The 17,155-nt window shown below is 74.2% G+C and carries 16 protein-coding genes and 1 riboswitch; of the genes, 10 read left to right on the top strand and 6 right to left on the bottom strand.

Translation table 11 applies throughout. The features are described from left to right. The first annotated feature begins 101 nt into the window (after positions 1 to 101). Positions 102 to 509: an ATP-binding protein gene (locus K1Y72_RS11790; protein WP_220165983.1), complete on the top strand. Its 408-nt coding sequence runs from the start codon at positions 102 to 104 to the stop codon at positions 507 to 509. A 26-nt stretch (positions 510 to 535) separates the two neighbouring features. Then, on the top strand, positions 536 to 739 hold the full coding sequence (locus K1Y72_RS11785; protein ID WP_220165981.1) for a hypothetical protein: 204 nt from the start codon (positions 536 to 538) through the stop codon (positions 737 to 739). A gap of 46 nt (positions 740 to 785) precedes the next feature. Here K1Y72_RS11785 and K1Y72_RS11780 read toward each other — a convergent pair whose 3' ends face one another. After that, positions 786 to 2,192 (bottom strand): MFS transporter, encoded by a 1,407-nt coding sequence (locus K1Y72_RS11780; RefSeq protein WP_220165979.1) that lies wholly within the window; start codon positions 2,190 to 2,192, stop codon positions 786 to 788. Positions 2,193 to 2,267: 75 nt separating this feature from the next. Between K1Y72_RS11780 and K1Y72_RS11775 the strand changes: the two genes are divergently transcribed. After that, entirely contained in the window at positions 2,268 to 2,579 is a 312-nt protein-coding gene (locus tag K1Y72_RS11775) for an ArsR/SmtB family transcription factor (RefSeq protein WP_220165977.1), read from the top strand. 926 nt (positions 2,580 to 3,505) lie between these two features. Here K1Y72_RS11775 and K1Y72_RS11770 read toward each other — a convergent pair. The 3 genes from K1Y72_RS11770 to K1Y72_RS11760 are packed head-to-tail and all read right to left on the bottom strand — an operon-like array spanning position 3,506 to position 7,019. Further along, positions 3,506 to 3,670 carry a hypothetical protein gene (locus tag K1Y72_RS11770; protein WP_220165975.1) on the bottom strand — a complete coding sequence of 55 codons (165 nt, stop codon included), beginning with the start codon at positions 3,668 to 3,670 and terminating at the stop codon, positions 3,506 to 3,508. 56 nt (positions 3,671 to 3,726) lie between these two features. Beyond that, positions 3,727 to 4,722, bottom strand: coding sequence for a ribonucleotide-diphosphate reductase subunit beta (locus K1Y72_RS11765; RefSeq protein WP_220165973.1), 996 nt, complete (start codon positions 4,720 to 4,722; stop codon positions 3,727 to 3,729). 23 nt (positions 4,723 to 4,745) lie between these two features. Next, a complete protein-coding gene (locus tag K1Y72_RS11760; RefSeq protein WP_220165971.1) occupies positions 4,746 to 7,019 on the bottom strand; it encodes a ribonucleoside-diphosphate reductase subunit alpha in 2,274 nt (757 codons plus the stop codon). Positions 7,020 to 7,108: 89 nt separating this feature from the next. Then, positions 7,109 to 7,310: riboswitch (cobalamin riboswitch) on the bottom strand. Positions 7,311 to 7,418: 108 nt separating this feature from the next. Here K1Y72_RS11760 and K1Y72_RS11755 point away from each other — a divergent pair. From K1Y72_RS11755 to K1Y72_RS11745, 3 genes are all read left to right on the top strand, one after another. Next, a complete protein-coding gene (locus K1Y72_RS11755; protein WP_220165969.1) occupies positions 7,419 to 7,997 on the top strand; it encodes a hypothetical protein in 579 nt (192 codons plus the stop codon). 73 nt (positions 7,998 to 8,070) lie between these two features. Beyond that, positions 8,071 to 8,787 (top strand): YcnI family copper-binding membrane protein, encoded by a 717-nt coding sequence (locus tag K1Y72_RS11750; protein WP_220165968.1) that lies wholly within the window; start codon positions 8,071 to 8,073, stop codon positions 8,785 to 8,787. Continuing rightward, a complete protein-coding gene (locus tag K1Y72_RS11745) occupies positions 8,784 to 9,299 on the top strand; it encodes a copper resistance CopC family protein (RefSeq protein WP_308287021.1) in 516 nt (171 codons plus the stop codon). The genes K1Y72_RS11750 and K1Y72_RS11745 overlap by 4 nt, the downstream gene beginning before the upstream one ends. A 46-nt stretch (positions 9,300 to 9,345) precedes the next feature. Here the strand turns inward: K1Y72_RS11745 and lepB are convergent, their stop codons facing one another. Next, the gene (lepB, locus tag K1Y72_RS11740; protein WP_220165967.1) at positions 9,346 to 10,113 is read right to left on the bottom strand and encodes a signal peptidase I; all 768 of its coding nucleotides are present in this window, start codon (positions 10,111 to 10,113) and stop codon (positions 9,346 to 9,348) included. A gap of 299 nt (positions 10,114 to 10,412) precedes the next feature. On the opposite strand from lepB, the gene K1Y72_RS11735 reads away from it, so the two are divergent. Next, complete coding sequence (locus tag K1Y72_RS11735; protein WP_220165966.1) at positions 10,413 to 12,119, top strand: hypothetical protein; 1,707 nt, start codon at positions 10,413 to 10,415, stop codon at positions 12,117 to 12,119. Between the two features lie 4 nt (positions 12,120 to 12,123). Here K1Y72_RS11735 and K1Y72_RS11730 read toward each other — a convergent pair whose 3' ends face one another. Then, positions 12,124 to 13,284, bottom strand: coding sequence for an MFS transporter (locus K1Y72_RS11730; RefSeq protein ID WP_220165965.1), 1,161 nt, complete (start codon positions 13,282 to 13,284; stop codon positions 12,124 to 12,126). An 85-nt stretch (positions 13,285 to 13,369) separates the two neighbouring features. On the opposite strand from K1Y72_RS11730, the gene K1Y72_RS11725 reads away from it, so the two are divergent. The 3 genes from K1Y72_RS11725 (at position 13,370) to K1Y72_RS11715 (ending at position 17,155) form a co-directional block, all read left to right on the top strand. Next, positions 13,370 to 13,723, top strand: a complete 354-nt coding sequence (locus tag K1Y72_RS11725) for an ArsR/SmtB family transcription factor (RefSeq protein WP_220165964.1) — start codon at positions 13,370 to 13,372, stop codon at positions 13,721 to 13,723. A gap of 88 nt (positions 13,724 to 13,811) precedes the next feature. Next, complete coding sequence (locus tag K1Y72_RS11720) at positions 13,812 to 15,494, top strand: AMP-binding protein (RefSeq protein ID WP_220165963.1); 1,683 nt, start codon at positions 13,812 to 13,814, stop codon at positions 15,492 to 15,494. Further along, positions 15,491 to 17,155, top strand: coding sequence for an AMP-binding protein (locus tag K1Y72_RS11715; RefSeq protein WP_220165962.1), 1,665 nt, complete (start codon positions 15,491 to 15,493; stop codon positions 17,153 to 17,155). Before K1Y72_RS11720 ends, K1Y72_RS11715 begins: the two co-directional genes overlap by 4 nt.

Genomic DNA, 17,155 nt, shown 5'->3' with positions numbered 1-17,155 from the left:
CAGTGACAAGCGTAGTCAGGCGAGCGCACTCTGTGAGCGGAACACAGAAGTTCGCCGGGGTGTGTCGGGCGGACATAACTTCCGCACCGAAAGGGGAGCAAATGCCCGTTCTGGAAATGATCGGGAGCGGCCGGACCTACGTTGCTCTGAAGCAGCCGGCGGTCGCCACCGCGGCCGGACGGGCGCGGGAGCTCGCGGCCGAGGCCCTGGGCGCCTGGCGGGTCGGGGACGAGCGCGCGTACGAGATCCTCCTCTGCCTCTCCGAGCTGGTCGCCAACGCCGTCCTGCACGGGGCGCGCGAGCTGGCCCTCACCGTGGAGCTGCGCGGCGGGCTGATCGAGATCGCCGTGCACGACGACGCGGGCGGGCGGCCCGAGATCCGGGCGCTCGCCGACACCGCCGAAGGCGGCCGGGGCCTGCCGATCGTGGACGCCCTGGCCAAGGAATGGGGCCACCGCCCCGGCGCGCACGGCAAGGCCGTGTGGGCGCGGTTCACCGCCCACGACTGAGATCACCACTCCCTGGAGACGGAGCGATGGACGACGTTCCCCTGACCGACCGCTGGATGGTCCCCGCCGACGGCGGGCCGCCGCTCGTGCCCGTGCGGGCCGCGCTCGACATGGCGCGGGGCGCCTACGAGGAGGCCATGCGCACCTACGGCCTCATCCCTGGCACGATCACCGCCATCACCGCGCTCGCCGGCCAGGCCCTCGACGCCTTGGACGAGGACGGGTCCTGAGGCCGGGGCCGGAAGCCGGCAGCCGGACCTGGCGGCGTCGCGCTCGTCAGCGCGGTGACTCCGCTCCGCACGCCGCTGGCTGAGGGGCTGCCCGCCGGGACGTGGCCGGGGCGCGGCCGTCGCCGCCGAGGGCGCCGAGTGCCAGGGCGGCGACGATGGCGGCCGCGCCGATGAGCACGCACAGCGCGAACCCGTCCCCGATGTCGTGCCCGGCGCCGAGCAGCGGGCCGAACGCGGCGACGCCGACGGCGCCGCCGATCTGCCGGGACGTGTTGAACGCCGCCGACGCGGCCCCGTGCAGGGCGGGCTCGACGGCGGCGATCGACTGCGAGGTCATCGCGGTCACCAGCAGTCCCGAGACGAATCCCGCCGGGACGAGGGCGAGCGCGAGCGGCCAGAGCGGCGCCAGCGTCCCGGCCCAGGCCGCCGCGAGGAGCGCGGCGGCCAGCGCGACTTGAGCGACGGCGATGACGGCGCGGCGCCCGAAGCGCTGCGCGAGCGCGGCGCCGCTGAGGCCGCCGACCGGGATGAGGCCGGTCAGCGGCAGGAACAGCAGCCCGCCCGTGAGGGCGCCGAGCCCGCGGCCCTGCTGGAGCATGAGGCTCATCGCGAACAGCAGACCGTAGAAAGCGAAGTTGAACAGCGCCCCCTGCGCCGCCGTGACGGCGACCCGCCGGTCGCCGCGGACGCTCCGCGGCAGCAGCGGCGCGGGGACCGTCCGCTCGGCCCACGCGAACCCCGCCAGCCCGGCGGCCGCCAGGACGGCGGCGGAGACGACGGCGAGGCTCGCCCAGCCTCGCGCCGGCGCCTCGATGAGCGCGAAGACCAGCCCGCCGATCAGCACGGTCGCCGCGCCCATGCCCGCGACGTCGAGCCGCCGCTCGCGGCGCGCGACGGCGGGCATCGACCGCACGCTCCACAGCAGGGCGGGGACGCCGATCACGACGTTGACGGCGAACACCGCCCGCCAGTCGGCGAGCGCGACGAGCGCCCCGCCGAGCAGCGGCCCGGCGGCCATCCCGGCGCCGCCCGCGGCAGCCCACCGGCCGACGAGACGGTGCCGCGCCCGCTCGCCCGGCGCGGCCGCCGTCGCCAGCACGAGCGCGCTCGGCAGCAGCAGCGCCGAGCCCGCGCCCTGCACCAGCCGGGCGACGTCGAGCACCGCCATCGAGGGCGCGGCCGCGCAGACGGCGGAGGCCGCCGTGAAGACCGCCAGCCCGGCGACGAACGCGCGCTTGGCGCCGAGCGCGTCGGTGATCGCGCCGGCGCCGAGCATGACCGCGGCGAAGGACAGCGTGTAGGCGTTGACGGCCCATTCGAGCTCGGCGCGGGTCGCGTCCAGGTGCTCGGTGAGCTGGGCCAGGGCGAGGTTCACGATGGTGCCGTCGACGAAGACCATGAAGGCCGCGACCAGCGCGAGCGGCACGGCACCCCGACGGTGTTCGATGTTCATCGAACTACTATGGCACGAGTTCGATGAACATCGAACAGCCGGATAGGCTCGGAGCCGGCAGACCGAGGAGGAGCCATGACAGCGCACGCGCCGGCCGGAGCGCCCGCCCGCCTGGAGGTCATCGCCGTCCTGCACGCCCTCGCGGACCCGGTGCGGCTGGACCTCGTCCGGCAGCTGTGGGACGCGGACGCGGCCATCGCCTGCGGGCGGTTCGACGCGCCGGTGGCCAAGAGCACGCTCAGCCACCACTTCAAGATCCTCCGCTCGGCGGGCGTCATCGCCACCCGCCGCGAGGGCGGCCACGCCTTCAACGTCCTGCGCACCGAGGCCCTGGACGCCGCCTTCCCCGGCCTCCTCGCCGCCGTCCTCCCCGCGGCCCGCCCCTGACCGCCGCCGGCCCCGGTCGCCCGCCGATGACACCCCCGCCCGGCAGCCGCAGCGGCCGCCGGCGGCAGGAGAAGGTGGCGGGCGGCTGCTGGTTGGGGTGGCGCCGGGGGGCCGCCCGGTTCGGATGGCCGCCTTGGTGAAGATGAGGGCCGGTTCGCCGATCAATGTTGTCGCGGTGCCCATGCTCGCGGCGCCGGGGACCCGAGGCAATGGAACGATCCACTTGGGCCGCCAAGAGGAGGACTGCGGCCCCAGGGAGCGATGCACGTGCATCGGCTCATGCATCAGCTCATGCAGATGCACCAATTTTCCCTCTGCCATCTGCCGCCTGAGCTGCGCCAATAGCGACACGGCCACCGTTTTTCGCGGGATTCGTGTGCACGATTGTTCGGGAGGTAGTAGGGCACGCGCTATCGTTTTCCTGCCGGCCCGGCCCTCGGAATGCGTATGGCCATCGCAGTCCGCGGTGGCGGGTGAACCGGCCGCTCCGTCCTGCGGCCGAAAGGGAGGCGGCGCGATGGAGCACCGCCGTCCGGCAGGGGACAGGGAAGCTCGCTTCTGGCGGGTCCGCTTGGTGCTCGAACTCGTGAAGTTCGGCGCCTGGGCGGCCTTCCAGGCAGCGCGCGACCACGTGTTCTAGGACAAGGAACGGCCCCCTGCCGGGCTCTGTGCGAGAGACATGCCGGCTGGGGGCCGTTTCTATTGCGGCACGGCTTCCGCTCAAGTTACCGAGCGGTAAGCGAATGGCCGACTTTCGTACCTTACATCAATCGCGCAGGTCCCAGAGGTAATGGCGGGAGCGGGCCCCGGCCGCCTCCCTCCCCTTTCGACCGGCGCGGCCGATGTCCCGATCGGGATTCGCCTTGATCTGCGTGGGGGGGGCCGGGGGCGGCTGCGGGGGTCGGCGGGCCGCAGGAGAGCGCGGGTCAGCGGGGATGGCGGCGGGTTCCGCTGCTCTTGAAGCGGGCGAGGACCTGCTTGGCCTTCGCCTGGTTGCGCGGGTCGCGGGCCGCGGCGATGGCGCGCTCCTTGTGGCGCTGCCCCTGGGGGCTGCGCAGGTACGCCTTGGCGCGGGTGATGATCGAGGCCATGTCGTCCTCCCGGGGGTCAGGGGCCTTCGCGCAGGCCCCTACCCCCGGGAGGCGGGTCAGAACGCCTCGTCGAACGCGACGCTGCCCTCTACGCCGATCTGGTACGCCGAGACGCGCCGCTCGAAGAAGTTCGACAGCTCTTGCACGTCCTGCAGCTCCATGAACGCGAACGGGTTCGCGGTGCCGTAGCGGACCGGCATGCCGAGGCGGGCGAGGCGCTGGTCGGCGACGTACTCCAGGTAGCGGCGCATGTCGTCGGCGGACATGCCGGGCAGGCCGTCGCCGCACAGGTCGCGGGCGAAGGCGAGCTCGGCCTCGACGGCGCCCTCCATCATGCGGGTGACCTGCGCGGCCAGGTCGGCGTCGAAGAGGTCGGGCTCTTCGGCGCGGACGGTGTCCACGACGGAGAAGGCGAACTCCATGTGCATGCTCTCGTCGCGGAACACCCAGTTCGTGCCGGACGCCAGGCCGTTCAGGAGGCCGCGGGAGCGGAGCCAGTAGACGTAGGCGAAGGCGCCGTAGAAGAACAGGCCCTCGATGCAGGCAGCGAAGCAGATCAGGTTGAGCAGGAACGCGCGCCGGTCGGTGGCGGTGCGCAGCTCGTCGAGCGTGTCGATCGAGCCGATCCATTCGAAGCAGAACCCGGCCTTGGCGCGGATCGACGGGATGTGCTCGACGGCCGCGAACGCGCGGGCGCGCTCGTCCATGTCGGGCAGGTAGGTGTCGAGGAGCGTCAGGTAGAACTGGACGTGGACGGCCTCCTCGAACAGCTGCCGCGACAGGTAGAGCCGCGCCTCGGGCGCGTTGACGTGCTTGTACAGGTTCAGCACGAGGTTGTTCGCGACGATCGAGTCGCCGGTGGCGAAGAACGCGACCAGGCGGTTGACCAGGTGCAGTTCCGCCGGGGTGAGGCGGGCGAGGTCGGCCAGGTCGGAGCCGAGGTCGACCTCCTCGACGGTCCAGGTGTTGCGGATCGCGGCGCGGTAGCGCTCGTAGAAGTCGGGGTAGCGCATGGGGCGCAGGGTCAGGTCCATGCCGGGGTCGAGCAGCATGCCGTGTCCTCCGGTTCGCTCGCTCACTGGCAAGCCTCGCAGGCCTCGGGGTTCTCCAGGGAGCACGTGACGGCGTCGACGGGGGCGACGGTGGTCTGCGCGATGCGCGTGGCGGGGCGCGAGCGCAGGTAGTAGGTGGTCTTCAGGCCGCTGCGCCAGGCGTAGGCGTACATCGACGAGAGCTTGCCGATGGTCGGCGTCTCCATGAACAGGTTCAGCGAGTGGCCCTGGTCGATGTAGGGGGTGCGGCCGGCGGCCATGTCGATGAGGGCCTTCTGCGGCAGCTCCCACGCCGTCAGGTACAGGTCGCGGAGGCCGCGCGGCAGGTCGGCGAGGCCCTGGACGGAGCCGTTCGCGCGCTTGATCGCCTCGCGGACGGGTGCGGTCCACCGGCCCAGGCGCTTGAGGTCGGCGACGAGGTAGCCGTTGATCTGGAGGAACTCCCCCGACAGCGTCTCGCGCTTGAACAGGTTCGACACCTGCGGCTCGATGCACTCGTAGCAGCCCGCGATGGACGCGATCGTGGCGGTCGGCGCGATCGCGACGAGCAGCGAGTTGCGGAGGCCGGTGCGGGCGACGCGGGCGCGCAGCGCCTCCCACTCGCCGGCGAGGACGGGCGCCGCGTCCGGGAAGTGGTCGGGGTGGAGCTGCCCGCGGGCGGTGCGGGTGGCGGCGTAGGCGGGCAGGGTGCCGAGTTCCTCGGCGAGGTCGGCGGACGCCTGGTAGGCGGCGAGGGCGACCTCCTCGGCGATGCGCGTGGACAGCGCCCGCGCCTCGTCGGAGGCGAACGGCAGCCGCAGCTTGAAGAACACGTCGGCGAGGCCCATGGTGCCGAGCCCGACGGGCCGCCACTTGCGGTTGGCGCTCTCCGCCTCGGGCGTCGGGTAGAAGCCGCGGTCGATGGTGCGGTCCAGGAACCGGACGGCGGTGCGGACGGTGCGGCGGAGCCGCGCCCAGTCGACGCCGTCCGGGCCGACGTGCGCGGCGAGGTTGACCGAGCCGAGGTTGCAGACGGCGGTCTCGCCGTCGGCGGTGACCTCCAGGATCTCGGTGCACAGGTTCGACAGGTGGACGACGTTGCCGGGCTCGGCGGTCTGGTTGCAGGCCCGGTTGGCGGCGTCCTTGAAGGTCATCCATCCGTTGCCGGTCTCGGCGAGGGTCCGCATCATCCGCCCGTAGAGGCGGCGGGCGGGGACCTGCCGGACGTACCGGCCGGCGGCCTCGGCGGCCCGGTAGGCGGCGTCGAACTCCTCCCCCCACAGGTCGGCGAGCTCGGGGACCTCCTTGGGGTCGAACAGCGACCAGGTCGCGTCGGCCTCGACGCGGCGCATGAACTCGTCGGGGATCCAGTTGGCGAGGTTCAGGTTGTGGGTGCGGCGGGCGTCCTCGCCGGTGTTGTCGCGCAGCTCCAGGAACTCCTCGACGTCGGCGTGCCAGGGCTCCAGGTAGACGCAGGCGGCGCCCTTGCGGCGGCCGCCCTGGTTGACGGCGGCGACCGAGGAGTCCAGCGTCCGGAGCCAGGGGACGACGCCGTTGGAGTGGCCGTTGGTGCCGCGGATCAGCGAGCCGCGCGAGCGGACCTTCGTCCAGGAGATGCCGATGCCGCCCGCGTACTTCGACAGCCGGGCGACCTGCCCGTACCGCTCGTAGATCGACTCCAGCTCGTCGCGGGGCGAGTCGAGCAGGAAGCAGGAGGACAGCTGCGGGCGGCGCGCGGCGGAGTTGAACAGCGTCGGCGACGACGGCAGGTACGACAGCGTGGACAGCAGCGCGTACAGCTCGGCGGCGTCCTCGACGGTGTCGGACAGGCCGACGGCGACGCGCAGGAAGAAGTACTGCGGGCGCTCCAGGACGTTGCGGGTGACGGGGTGCCGCAGCAGGTACCGGTCGTAGACGGTACGGAGGCCGAAGTACTCGAAGCGGTCGTCGGCGCCGTCGTCGACCAGCGCGTCCAGCGCGGCGGCGTTCGCGGCGACGAACGCGGCGGCGTCGTCGGCGAGGAGGCCCTGCGCGTGCGCGGCGGCGACGGACGCGGAGAAGCGGGTGACGCCCTCGCGCGCGGCCTCGTCCGCGATGTGCGCGCCGAGGAGCCGCGCGGCGGCCCGCGAGTAGGCGGGCTCGACGGCGACGAGCGCGGCGGCCTCGCCGATCGCCAGCTCGCGCAGCCCGGCGGCGTCCACGGCGCCCCCGGCGCGGACGGCGGCCAGCACCCGGGCCGGGTCGGCGCCCGGCAGGCCGGCGCAGGCGCGCTCGACCTCGGCGGCGAGCCCCGCCGGCGCGATCAGTTCCTGTGTCACGTGCTCTTCTCCCCTCGCGAGCCCCCCGCCGAGCGCGCGAAACGGGAGCGCGGGCACGCCGCGCACCGTCCCGGCCCTCCCACGGGGCTGGACGTCCAGACGTGCGGGCAGGTCTTCGGACTCACGGGCGCCGAGCTCTCCGCCTACTGGCCGTCGCTTCCCAGCCCCGTCCGGGGCCAGTGCTCATGACGGCGGTCGTTCCCGTTCACCGCTGCGGGGCAGTCCCGGATTCCCACCGGGTTCCCTCTTGCGACGCCCCTCGCGGGGCGAACCAGCACGAGGCAAGACCCTACATGTAGTCCGGCCCGCGGGCGCAATCCCTAGATGTAGGGCGCGTCACGCCGTAGGGGCGGGGTAGGGGTGGAGTCCGGCGGGGACCGGTGGGACGATGTCCCCGACATGTCCCCGCAGCCCCCGCGCCCCGTCTCCCGAGCCGGCCGGGCGGTGGTGTTCGCCGCCGTCTGCGTCGTCCTCGCGACGCTCGGCCACGCCCTGGCGTCCCCGGACGCCGTGCCGGCGTGGGCCGTGCTCGCCGGGTTCGGCGGGACGCTGCTGGTGGCGGGGACGCTCGCCGGGCACGAGCGGTCGCTCGGCACCATCCTCGGCGGGCTGCTCGGCGGCCAGTTCGCGCTGCACAGCCTCTACACGAGCGCGAGCGCCCCGGCCGAGCTGATGGCGCACCACCCGGCGGACGCGCCCGCCGCGCACCACGGGTCCGGGCTCGCCATGACGCTCGCGCACGTCGCCGCCGCCGCCGTGTCGGCGTGGTGGCTGCGGCGCGGCGAGCGGGCCGCCTGGTCGCTGGCCCGGCGGATCGCCGCGCGCCCGCTGCGGCTGCTCGTCGCCGCCGAACCCCCCGCGCCGCCCGCCCGTACTCCGGTCGTGCCGGGCGCGGACGTTCCCCGCCCGGTGCGCCGGGCGCTGCGGCACCTGGTCGTGCGGCGGGGGCCGCCGGCTCCTTCGAGGGCGCTCGCCTGAGCGCCGAAGCACCACCGGACGCCGACCACCGGCGCTCCGGCCCTTCCGGCACGCCTCGAACGGAGCAACACCCATGTCCGCACGCCGCATCACCACGCGCCGGTCCACCACGGTCGCCGCGCTCACCGCCGCCACCGTCCTCGGGCTCGCGCCCGCCGCGCTCGCGCACGTCACCGTCAACCCCGGCACGGCCGAGCAGGGCGGCTTCACCAAGGTGTCGTTCCGCGTCCCGAACGAGCGGGACGACGCCGGCACCACCAAGCTCGTCGTGAACCTGCCCGCCGACCACCCGATCGCGTTCGTGTCGGTGCGGCCGGTGCCCGGCTGGACGGTGCAGGTCACCAAGTCCAAGCTGAAGAAGCCGGTGCAGGCCGAGGGCAGCGAGCTCACCGAGGCCGTCACGCGGATCACCTGGTCCGGCGGGAGGATCGACCCCGGCCAGTTCCAGGAGTTCGACGTCTCGCTCGGCCCGCTGCCGACCGACGTCAAGGAGATCGCCTTCCCCGCCGAGCAGACCTACAGCGGCGGCGAGGTCGTGAAGTGGAACGAGGCGCAGGCGCCCGGCCAGGAGGAGCCCGAGCACCCCGCGCCCGTCCTCGCCCTCACCCCGAAGGGGACCGGCGACGCCGAGCCCGCCGTGCTCACCGCCACCAAGGACGGCGGCGGCGGCAAGGCCGACGATGGGACGGCGCGGCTGCTCGGCGGCCTCGGCATCGCCGCCGGCGTCGTCGGGATCGGCGTCGGCGCGTTCGGCCTGAGCCGCGCCCGGAGCGCGCGGAGCGGGTCGTGAGGCGAGCGGCCGCCGTCGCCGTCCTCGCCGGGGCGGCGGCGCTGCTGCCCGCCGCGCCCGCGTCGGCGCACACCACGCTGAAGTCGGCCGACCCGGCGGCCGGGGCGGCGGTGGCGCCCCCCGCGAAGATCACGCTGACCTACGCCGACCCGGTGATGCTGCCGCAGGTCGTGCTGCTGGACGCGGGCGGCACCCGGCTGTCGTCGGCGGGCGCCGCGCACGCGGTCGACAACGTCGTCACCGTCCCGATCACCGGGACGCTGCCGAACGGCGCCTACAAGGTCGGCTGGCGGGTCGTCGCGACCGACGGGCACCCCGTCACCGGGACGTACCCGTTCACCGTGACGGGCTCCACCGGCACCGCCGCGCCCGCCGCGGCGGCGCCGTCCCCGGCCGCGCGGGCGGACTCGGGGTCGGGCTCGGCGGGCTGGCTGTGGATCGGCCTCGGCGCCGCCGCGGTCGCGGCGGTCGCGGGCGGCGCCGCCGCGCTGCGGCGCCGGCGGGCCGCCTGAGCGCCGGGCCCGGCGCCCGCCGCGCGGAGGCGGGCGCCGGGCCCGGTCAGGACGTCTTCGGGATCGGCAGCGTCTTGGCGTCGCCGAACGGCCAGACGACCACGAAGGCGCGGCCGATGACGTTCTTCTCGGGGATCGTGCCGCCGTCCGGGCCGTCCTGGTGGGAGCGCGAGTCGGCCGAGTCGGCGCGGTGGTCGCCCATCACCCACAGGCGGCCGGGCGGGACGGTGATGTCGAACTTGGTGTCCGACGGCGTGTTGCCCGGGTACAGGTAGGACGTCTCCTTCAGCGGCGTGCCGTTGACGACGATCGGGGCGCCGTCGCCCGCGCACGTCACGTGGTCGCCGGGGACGCCGATGACGCGCTTGATGTAGTCCTTCTCGCCGTTGGCGACGCCGAACCAGCCGCCGACGGTGTGCAGCGCCTTGGACACGGGGTTGCCGTAGTGCTGCGGCACCTCCACGCCCCACGACTCGGGGCCGCGGAACACGATGACGTCGCCGCGCTCGATGTCCCGGGTGTGGTAGACGATCTTGTTGACCAGCACCCGGTCGCCGACCATGAGGGTGTTCTGCATCGACTCCGAGGGGATGTAGAACGCCTGCACGGCGAACGCCTTGATCAGCAGCGCCAGCGCCAGCGCGATGAAGATCAGGACCGGCAGCTCCTGCCAGAACGGCCGCTTCCTCTTCGGCTCGGCCGCCTCCTCCGGCTCCGCCGCGGCGCCGTCCGCCGCGCCGTCGCGGGCGCCGTCGTCCCCCGCCGGCCCGTCCGGCTCGCCGGCCGTCGCGACCTCCCGGTCCTCACTCGTCATGTAGGTCCCTTCGCAAGACCGAGTCCGCCGCCGCGCGGGGGTTCGCCCCGCACTGAACGCCTCCAGTATCGACCCCGGTTCCCGATTCCCGGACCCCGGACCGGTCAGACGGTATCGGGGACGCCGGACCCGCGCGATCGGACCGCGAGGACGACATCTGTCGCAGCTCGCCGCGCCCCGTCGCGCCGCCCCTTCGTCCCTGGCGCACAACCCGCCGGGGCGTTCTTGCGCGCCGGGAGGCTAGCGGCCGCGCGGGCGGGGGGTCCATCGTTCTCCGCAAGCGCCTGGAGGAGATCGTGATGAGTCCCTGGAAGCCCGCCGCCGTCCTCGGCGGAGCCGCGCTCGCCCTCGCCGCGGCCGTCGCGCCCGTGCGGGCGGCCCCGCAGGCCGCGGCGGACCGCACCGAGACGCCCGTCGCGTCCACGTCGCCGGTGACCTCGGTCGCCGAGACGGCGGTGCGGCTCCGGGTGCCGCTGCCGGCGTCCGCCGGAGCGCACCCGGCGGCCTGCGACTACCTGTCCTACCTGCGGTTCCGGTCCAAGGACGGGCCGGCGGCCTCGGCCGACGCGGACCGGATCCTCGTCGCGCAGCCCGGCATCCTGGAAGGCGCGGGCGCCTTCGACAGCGTCGCGCGCAACACCGTCGCGAAAGCGGCGGCGGCCGGGAGTCACATCGAGTTCTGGGCGCTGGACCGGCGCTCGAACTGCCTGGAGGACAACAGCGGCGTCCTCGCGGGCCTCGCCGCCAAGGACACCCACGTCGCGGTCGACTACTACTACCGGCAGCGCGAGGTGGACGGGCACAGGTTCGCCGGGTTCCAGTCCAACGACCAGGTGAAGTGGCTGCAGAACGTCGGGCTGGAGCAGACCGTCCGCGACCAGTACGACCTGCTCGCCGCCGAGCTGCCGAACCAGCCGCTCCGCAAGCGGAAGGTGCGGTGCGGCGGGCACTCCCTCGGCGGCATCATCACCGGCTACTTCGCCGACTGGGACTTCGACGGGAACCCCGCCACCACCGCCGACGCCGGCTACAACCAGTGCGGCGGCTACTTCGCGCTCGACACCCGCGTCCAGACCGACCCGTTCGGGCAGGTCCCGACCGACCTCGTGCCCGCCATCAAGTTCGGCGCGGACGCGGTGCGGACCGGCCTGGACACGGGGATCGTGCCGCGGACGCTGTCGGCGCCCGCCCTCATCAACACCGAGACGATGACGCTGCTGTCGATCGCGGGCCTCGCCGCGCGCCTGTCCCCCGGCGGCCTGTCCGACCTCGCCAGCTACGTCCCGTCGAGCTTCAACACCGACACGACCTACCGGTTCCTGTTCTCCAAGGACCTCGCGACGTTCGCCAAGGGCAGCCCGCGCGTGCAGGACTTCAAGTTCACCAACGCCGCCGCGCTCGGCGGCCTGATGGACGACGACTCCGAGCCGCTCGCGTTCATCCAGGCCAGCGTCGGGTTCTTCGACGGCGGCAGGATCGTCGACAAGGACTTCCCCGTCCCGAACGACCTCGCGCAGGCCGGCCTCGGGGTGTTCCGCAACCTGCTCGGCACCGAGCAGAAGGCCATCCCCGACGAGCCGAACGGCCCCCTCTACGGATGGCGGAACTACGACGACGTCGCGGGCCTGCCCTACGTCTCCAAGAGCGGCAAGCCGTTCACCACGCCCGCCAAGGAGGTCACCGACATCGGCGAGCTGGCGCGCAGCCTGTCGGAGCACCCGCTGGACTTCACCGAGGACTACTTCCCGACCAGGATCGTCACCGACATCGCGCTGGCGTCCGCGCCGGGCGTCGCGGACGGCGCCGTCCACACCGGCGGCGTCGCCGCGAACCCGACGCTGAACCTGGAGGCGGGCGACGGCGTGAGCCTGACGAGCGGCACGCGGCCCGGCGACGTCGTCGCGGCCGGCTACCAGCACCTGGACGTCCTCACCGCGTCCGCCGTCCAGAACGACGGGAAGCCGGAGCCGATCTCGGCGGCGCTCGCCGCCTGGGCGGCCCGCTGACCGCTCAGTCCCGCAGGGTGCGGGCGCCGAGCAGCGGCCAGGCGAGCGCGAGGGCGAGGACGGCCGCGGCGAACACCGTCACGGCGGCGGGCAGGCCGGCCGCGTCGCCGAGGTAGCCGGTGGCGACGGGCAGCGTCCCGGCGGGCAGGTAGCCGCCGATGTTCAGGGCGGCGTTGGCCTCGGCGAGGCGGGCGGCCGGGACGTGCGCGTTCAGCAGCGACAGCCCGCCGAGCTGGCCGAGGCCCTGCCCCGCGCCCGCGAGGAGCCCGGCGGCGAGCAGCGCGGTCACCGACCGCAGCCCGACGGCGGCGAGCAGCGCGAGCATCGCCGCGGACGTGGCCGCGGCGCCGAGCAGCAGGACGGTGCGGGCGGCGCGGCCGCGCACCGCGAACTGGACGGCGGTCGCCGTCCCGAAGGTCGCGAAGGCGATGCCGCCCGCCAGCAGGCGGTCGGCGGAGCCGAGCAGGTCGGCGAGCAGCGACGGCATGAGCGACAGCACGAACGAGGTCGCGGTGATGCCGGGCCCGAACACGCCGATGCCGGCGGCGAGGCGCCCGCGGTTCCCGGCGGGGACGCGCGGGACGCGGATCCAGGAGCCCGTCCCGCCGTGCCCGGGGCGGGCGGGCAGGCGCAGCACGACGGCGACGGCGGAGGCGAGCAGCGCCAGCTCCAGCCAGAACACGCGCTCGCCGAGCAGCCCGGCGAGCAGCGGCCCGGTGCCGGCGCCGAGCACCATCGCCGCCGACGCCGCGAGCGCCGCGCGCCGCTCGCGGCCGGGCGCGGCGGCGTCGGTGACGGCCGCCATGCCCGCCGAGACGGCCGCGCCGACGGCGGCGCCCGACAGCAGCCGGGCCGCGATCAGCGCGGCGACCGACGGCGCCGTCCCGAACAGCGCGGCGGCGATGAGGGCGAGGCCGAGCGCGGGCAGCAGGACGCGGCGGCGGCCGAGCCGGTCGGCGGCGACGCCCGCGACGAGCAGGGACGCGACGAGCGCGGCGATGTAGGCGGCGAAGACCAGCGTCATCGTCCCGGCGGACAGCCCCATCCGGGCGCGCCAGGCCGGGTAGAGCGGCGTCGCGGCGTTCGACAGCGTGAAGACGGCGGTGACGGGCCAGGCGGCGGCCCAGACGAGGGCCGGATGGGGGGCGGGGGCCTTGCGCAGCATGGGCGCTCCAGTTCGAGCAGAGTCGTACTTGTACGAACGGAGTCGAACATAACAGCAGTTCGAGAAAACTCGTACCATGGGGCGCATGACGACCTGGCCCGCCCCGCTCCCCGTCCCGCCGGACGCGCCCGCCCCGCTGCCCGAGCCGGCCCGCGCCGAGCTGCGCCTGGAGACCGTCCTCGGCGCGCTGAGCGACCCGCTGCGGCTGACGATCGTGCAGCGCCTGCTGCTCGGCGCGCAGGAGTACGACCACACCTGCGGCTGGTTCGGGTTCGACCGGCCGAAGTCCTCGCTCACCCACCACTTCAAGGCGCTGCGCGCCGCCGGCCTGATCCGGCAGCGCCAGTACGGCCTGGAGCGGCGCAGCCACGTCCGGGTGGACGACCTGGAGGCGCGCTTCCCCGGCCTGCTCGCCCTCGTCGCCGCCTGGACGCCCTGACCGCGCCGCCCACCCCCGTCCGGGGGTGGCGTGGGTCACAGCGGCTCCCGAAGATCGGCGTAGCAGTGCCGAGGAGAGGAGGAGGCGCATGCCGGGAGTCGAGTTCCGGGCGGCCCGGGATCTGCTGCTCGCCCACCGGGAGGACCTCGCGGGGGCGCGGGAGGAGTTCCGCTGGCCGGTGCTCACCGGGTTCAACTGGGCGCTGGACTGGTTCGACGCGATCGCGCGCGGCAACGACCGGCCCGCGCTGTGGATCGTCGAGGAGGACGGGAGCGAGGCGCGGTACTCCTTCGCCGACCTGTCCCGCCGGTCCGCGCAGGTCGCCAACCGGCTGCGGGCGGCGGGGGTCCGGCGGGGAGACCGGATCGTCGTCATGCTCGGCAACCGGGTCGAGCTGTGGGAGACGCTGCTCGCCGCGATGAAGCTCGGCGCCGTCGTCATCCCCTGCACGCCGCTGCTCGGCGAGGCCGACCTGCGCGACCGCCTCGACCGCGGCGGCGCCGGGCACGTCATCGCCGAGTCGGGCGCGGCCGCCAAGTTCGCCGCCATCCCCGGCGACTACACGCGCGTCGCCGTCGGCGAGCCCGTCGACGGCTGGCTGCGCCACGACGACGCCTACGGCGAGGACACCGAGTTCACCCACTACGGGGTGACGCTCGCGACCGACCCGCTGCTGCTCTACTTCACCTCCGGGACGACCGCGCGGCCGAAGCTCGTCGAGCACACCCACGCGTCCTACCCGGTCGGGCACCTGTCCACGATGTACTGGCTCGGCCTGCGGCCCGGCGACGTGCACCTGAACATCTCCTCGCCCGGCTGGGCCAAGCACGCGTGGAGCAACGTGTTCGCGCCGTGGAACGCCGAGGCGTGCGTGTTCGTGCACAACTACACGCGGTTCGACGCCGCGCGGCTGCTCGGCGAGATGGAGCGGTGCGGCGTCACGAGCTTCTGCGCGCCGCCGACGGTGTGGCGGATGCTGATCCAGGCCGACCTCGGCGCGCTGCGCACCCCGCCGCGCGAGGTCGTCGCGGCGGGCGAGCCGCTGAACCCCGAGGTGATCGAGCGGGTCCGGGAGGCGTGGGGCGTCACCGTCCGGGACGGCTTCGGGCAGACCGAGACGACCGTGCAGATCGCCAACACCCCCGGGCAGCCGGTGAAGCCCGGCTCGATGGGCCGGGCGGTGCCCGGCTACACCATCGCGCTGCTCGACCCGGTCACCGGGCGGCCCGGCGACGAGGGCGAGATCGCGATCGACCTGCGGGAGCGGCCGCTCGGCCTCATGACCGGCTACCACGGCGACCCCGAGCGGACCGCCGAGGCGACCGCGGGCGGCTACTACCGCACCGGCGACATCGGGTCGCGCGACGCCGCCGGCTACATCACCTACGTCGGCCGCGCCGACGACGTGTTCAAGGCGTCCGACTACAAGATCTCGCCGTTCGAGCTGGAGAGCGTGCTGATCGAGCACCCGGCGGTCGCCGAGGCCGCCGTCGTGCCGTCGCCGGACCCGGTGCGGCTCGCGGTGCCGAAGGCGTACGTGACGCTCGCGGCGGGCTGGGCGCCGGACGCCGCCACCGCCGCGTCGATCTTCGCGCACAGCCGGGCGGAGCTGTCGGCCTACAAGCGGGTCCGGCTGCTGGAGTTCGGCGAGCTGCCGAAGACCGTCTCGGGCAAGATCCGCCGCGTCGAGCTGCGGGCGGCCGAGGTGGACAAGCACCCGCACGAGGAGGCCCGGCCGGAGGGCGAGTTCAGGGAAGGAGAGCTGCTGTGAGCCTGTCGTACGCCTCCGGCACCTCGGCGGTGCCGCTGCTCGGGGAGACGATCGGCGCGAACCTGGACCGGACGGTCGCGGCGTTCCCCGACCGGGACGCGCTCGTGGAGTGCGAGACGGGCCGCCGCTGGAGCTACGCGCAGCTCGCCGCCGACGTGGACGCCGTCGCGCTCGGCCTGCTCGCGCGCGGCGTCGCCAAGGGCGACCGGGTCGGGATCTGGGCGCCGAACCGCGCCGAGTGGTTCCTCGTCCAGTACGCCACCGCCAAGATCGGCGCGATCCTCGTCACGATCAACCCCGCCTACCGGGTGCACGAGCTGGAGTTCGTGCTGAACCAGGCGGGCGTCCGCACGCTCGTCGCCGCGCCGTCGTTCAAGACCTCCGACTACGCCGCGATGATCGAGCAGGTGCGGGGCCGCTGCCCCGCGCTGGACGACGTCGTGCTGCTCGGCGAGGAGTCCTGGGACGCGCTGGTCGACGACGGCCGCGCCGGCGACCCGGCGGCGCTCGCCGCGGCGGGCGCCGCGCTCGGCGCCGACGACCCGATCAACATCCAGTACACGAGCGGCACGACGGGCTTCCCGAAGGGCGCCACGCTCTCCCACCACAACATCCTGAACAACGGCTTCTTCGTCGGCGAGACCTGCGGCTACGACGCCGAGGACCGGATCTGCGTCCCGGTGCCCTTCTACCACTGCTTCGGCATGGTGATGGGCAACCTCGCGGCGACCAGCCACGGCGCGTGCGTCGTCGTCCCCGCGCCCGGGTTCGACGCGGCGGCGACGCTCGCCGCCGCCGAGGCCGAGGCGTGCACCTCGCTGTACGGGGTGCCGACGATGTTCATCGCGATGCTGAACGACCCCTCGTTCGGCGACCGCGACCTGTCCGCGCTGCGCACCGGGATCATGGCCGGGTCGCCGTGCCCGGTCGAGGTGATGAAGCAGGTCATCGAGCGGATGGGGATGGCCGAGGTGACGATCTGCTACGGCATGACCGAGACGTCCCCGGTGTCCACCCAGACCCGCGCGGGCGACTCGCTGGACCGGCGCGTGTCGACCGTCGGGACGGTTCACCCGCACCTGGAGGTGAAGGTCGTCGACCCGGCGACGGGGGCGGCCGTCCCGCGCGGCGAGCCCGGCGAGCTCTGCACCCGCGGCTACTCGGTGATGCTCGGCTACTGGGACGAGCCGGCGAAGACGGCCGAGGTGATCGACGCGGCCCGCTGGATGCACACCGGCGACCTGGCGGTCATGGACGCCGACGGGTACGTCTCGATCACCGGGCGGATCAAGGACATGGTGATCCGGGGCGGCGAGAACGTCTACCCGCGCGAGGTCGAGGAGTTCCTCCACACCCACCCCGACGTCGTGGACGCGCAGGTCATCGGCGTCCCGGACGCCGTGTACGGGGAGGAGCTGATGGCGTGGGTGCGGCTGCGCGACGGCGCCGAGCCGCTCACCGCCGACGCGGTGCGCGCGTTCTGCCGGGACCGCCTCGCGCACTACAAGATCCCCAGGTACGTGCACCTGGTGGACGCGTTCCCGATGACGGTCACCGGCAAGGTCCGCAAGGTGCAGATGCGGGCCGAGGCGGTGGAGCTCCTCGGGCTCGGCGACGGGCCGGGCGGGTCCGGAACGGGGGCGGCGCCCGCCTCCGGGTGA

This window comes from Actinomadura parmotrematis (assembly GCF_019458805.1).
Lineage (GTDB): Bacteria > Actinomycetota > Actinomycetes > Streptosporangiales > Streptosporangiaceae > Spirillospora > Spirillospora parmotrematis.
This window is presented reverse-complemented; position numbering and strand designations above follow the sequence as displayed.

Bases quoted from the DNA above. Each gene is read 5' to 3' on its own strand.
- K1Y72_RS11790 (WP_220165983.1), top strand. From the start codon at position 102: ATGCCCGTTCTGGAAATGATCGGGAGCGGCCGGACCTACGTTGCTCTG.
- K1Y72_RS11785 (WP_220165981.1), top strand. From the start codon at position 536: ATGGACGACGTTCCCCTGACCGACCGCTGGATGGTCCCCGCCGACGGC.
- K1Y72_RS11780 (WP_220165979.1), bottom strand. From the start codon at position 2,192: ATGAACATCGAACACCGTCGGGGTGCCGTGCCGCTCGCGCTGGTCGCG.
- K1Y72_RS11775 (WP_220165977.1), top strand. From the start codon at position 2,268: ATGACAGCGCACGCGCCGGCCGGAGCGCCCGCCCGCCTGGAGGTCATC.
- K1Y72_RS11770 (WP_220165975.1), bottom strand. From the start codon at position 3,670: ATGGCCTCGATCATCACCCGCGCCAAGGCGTACCTGCGCAGCCCCCAG.
- K1Y72_RS11765 (WP_220165973.1), bottom strand. From the start codon at position 4,722: ATGCTGCTCGACCCCGGCATGGACCTGACCCTGCGCCCCATGCGCTAC.
- K1Y72_RS11755 (WP_220165969.1), top strand. From the start codon at position 7,419: ATGTCCCCGCAGCCCCCGCGCCCCGTCTCCCGAGCCGGCCGGGCGGTG.
- K1Y72_RS11750 (WP_220165968.1), top strand. From the start codon at position 8,071: ATGTCCGCACGCCGCATCACCACGCGCCGGTCCACCACGGTCGCCGCG.
- lepB (WP_220165967.1), bottom strand. From the start codon at position 10,113: ATGACGAGTGAGGACCGGGAGGTCGCGACGGCCGGCGAGCCGGACGGG.
- K1Y72_RS11735 (WP_220165966.1), top strand. From the start codon at position 10,413: ATGAGTCCCTGGAAGCCCGCCGCCGTCCTCGGCGGAGCCGCGCTCGCC.
- K1Y72_RS11730 (WP_220165965.1), bottom strand. From the start codon at position 13,284: ATGCTGCGCAAGGCCCCCGCCCCCCATCCGGCCCTCGTCTGGGCCGCC.
- K1Y72_RS11725 (WP_220165964.1), top strand. From the start codon at position 13,370: ATGACGACCTGGCCCGCCCCGCTCCCCGTCCCGCCGGACGCGCCCGCC.
- K1Y72_RS11720 (WP_220165963.1), top strand. From the start codon at position 13,812: ATGCCGGGAGTCGAGTTCCGGGCGGCCCGGGATCTGCTGCTCGCCCAC.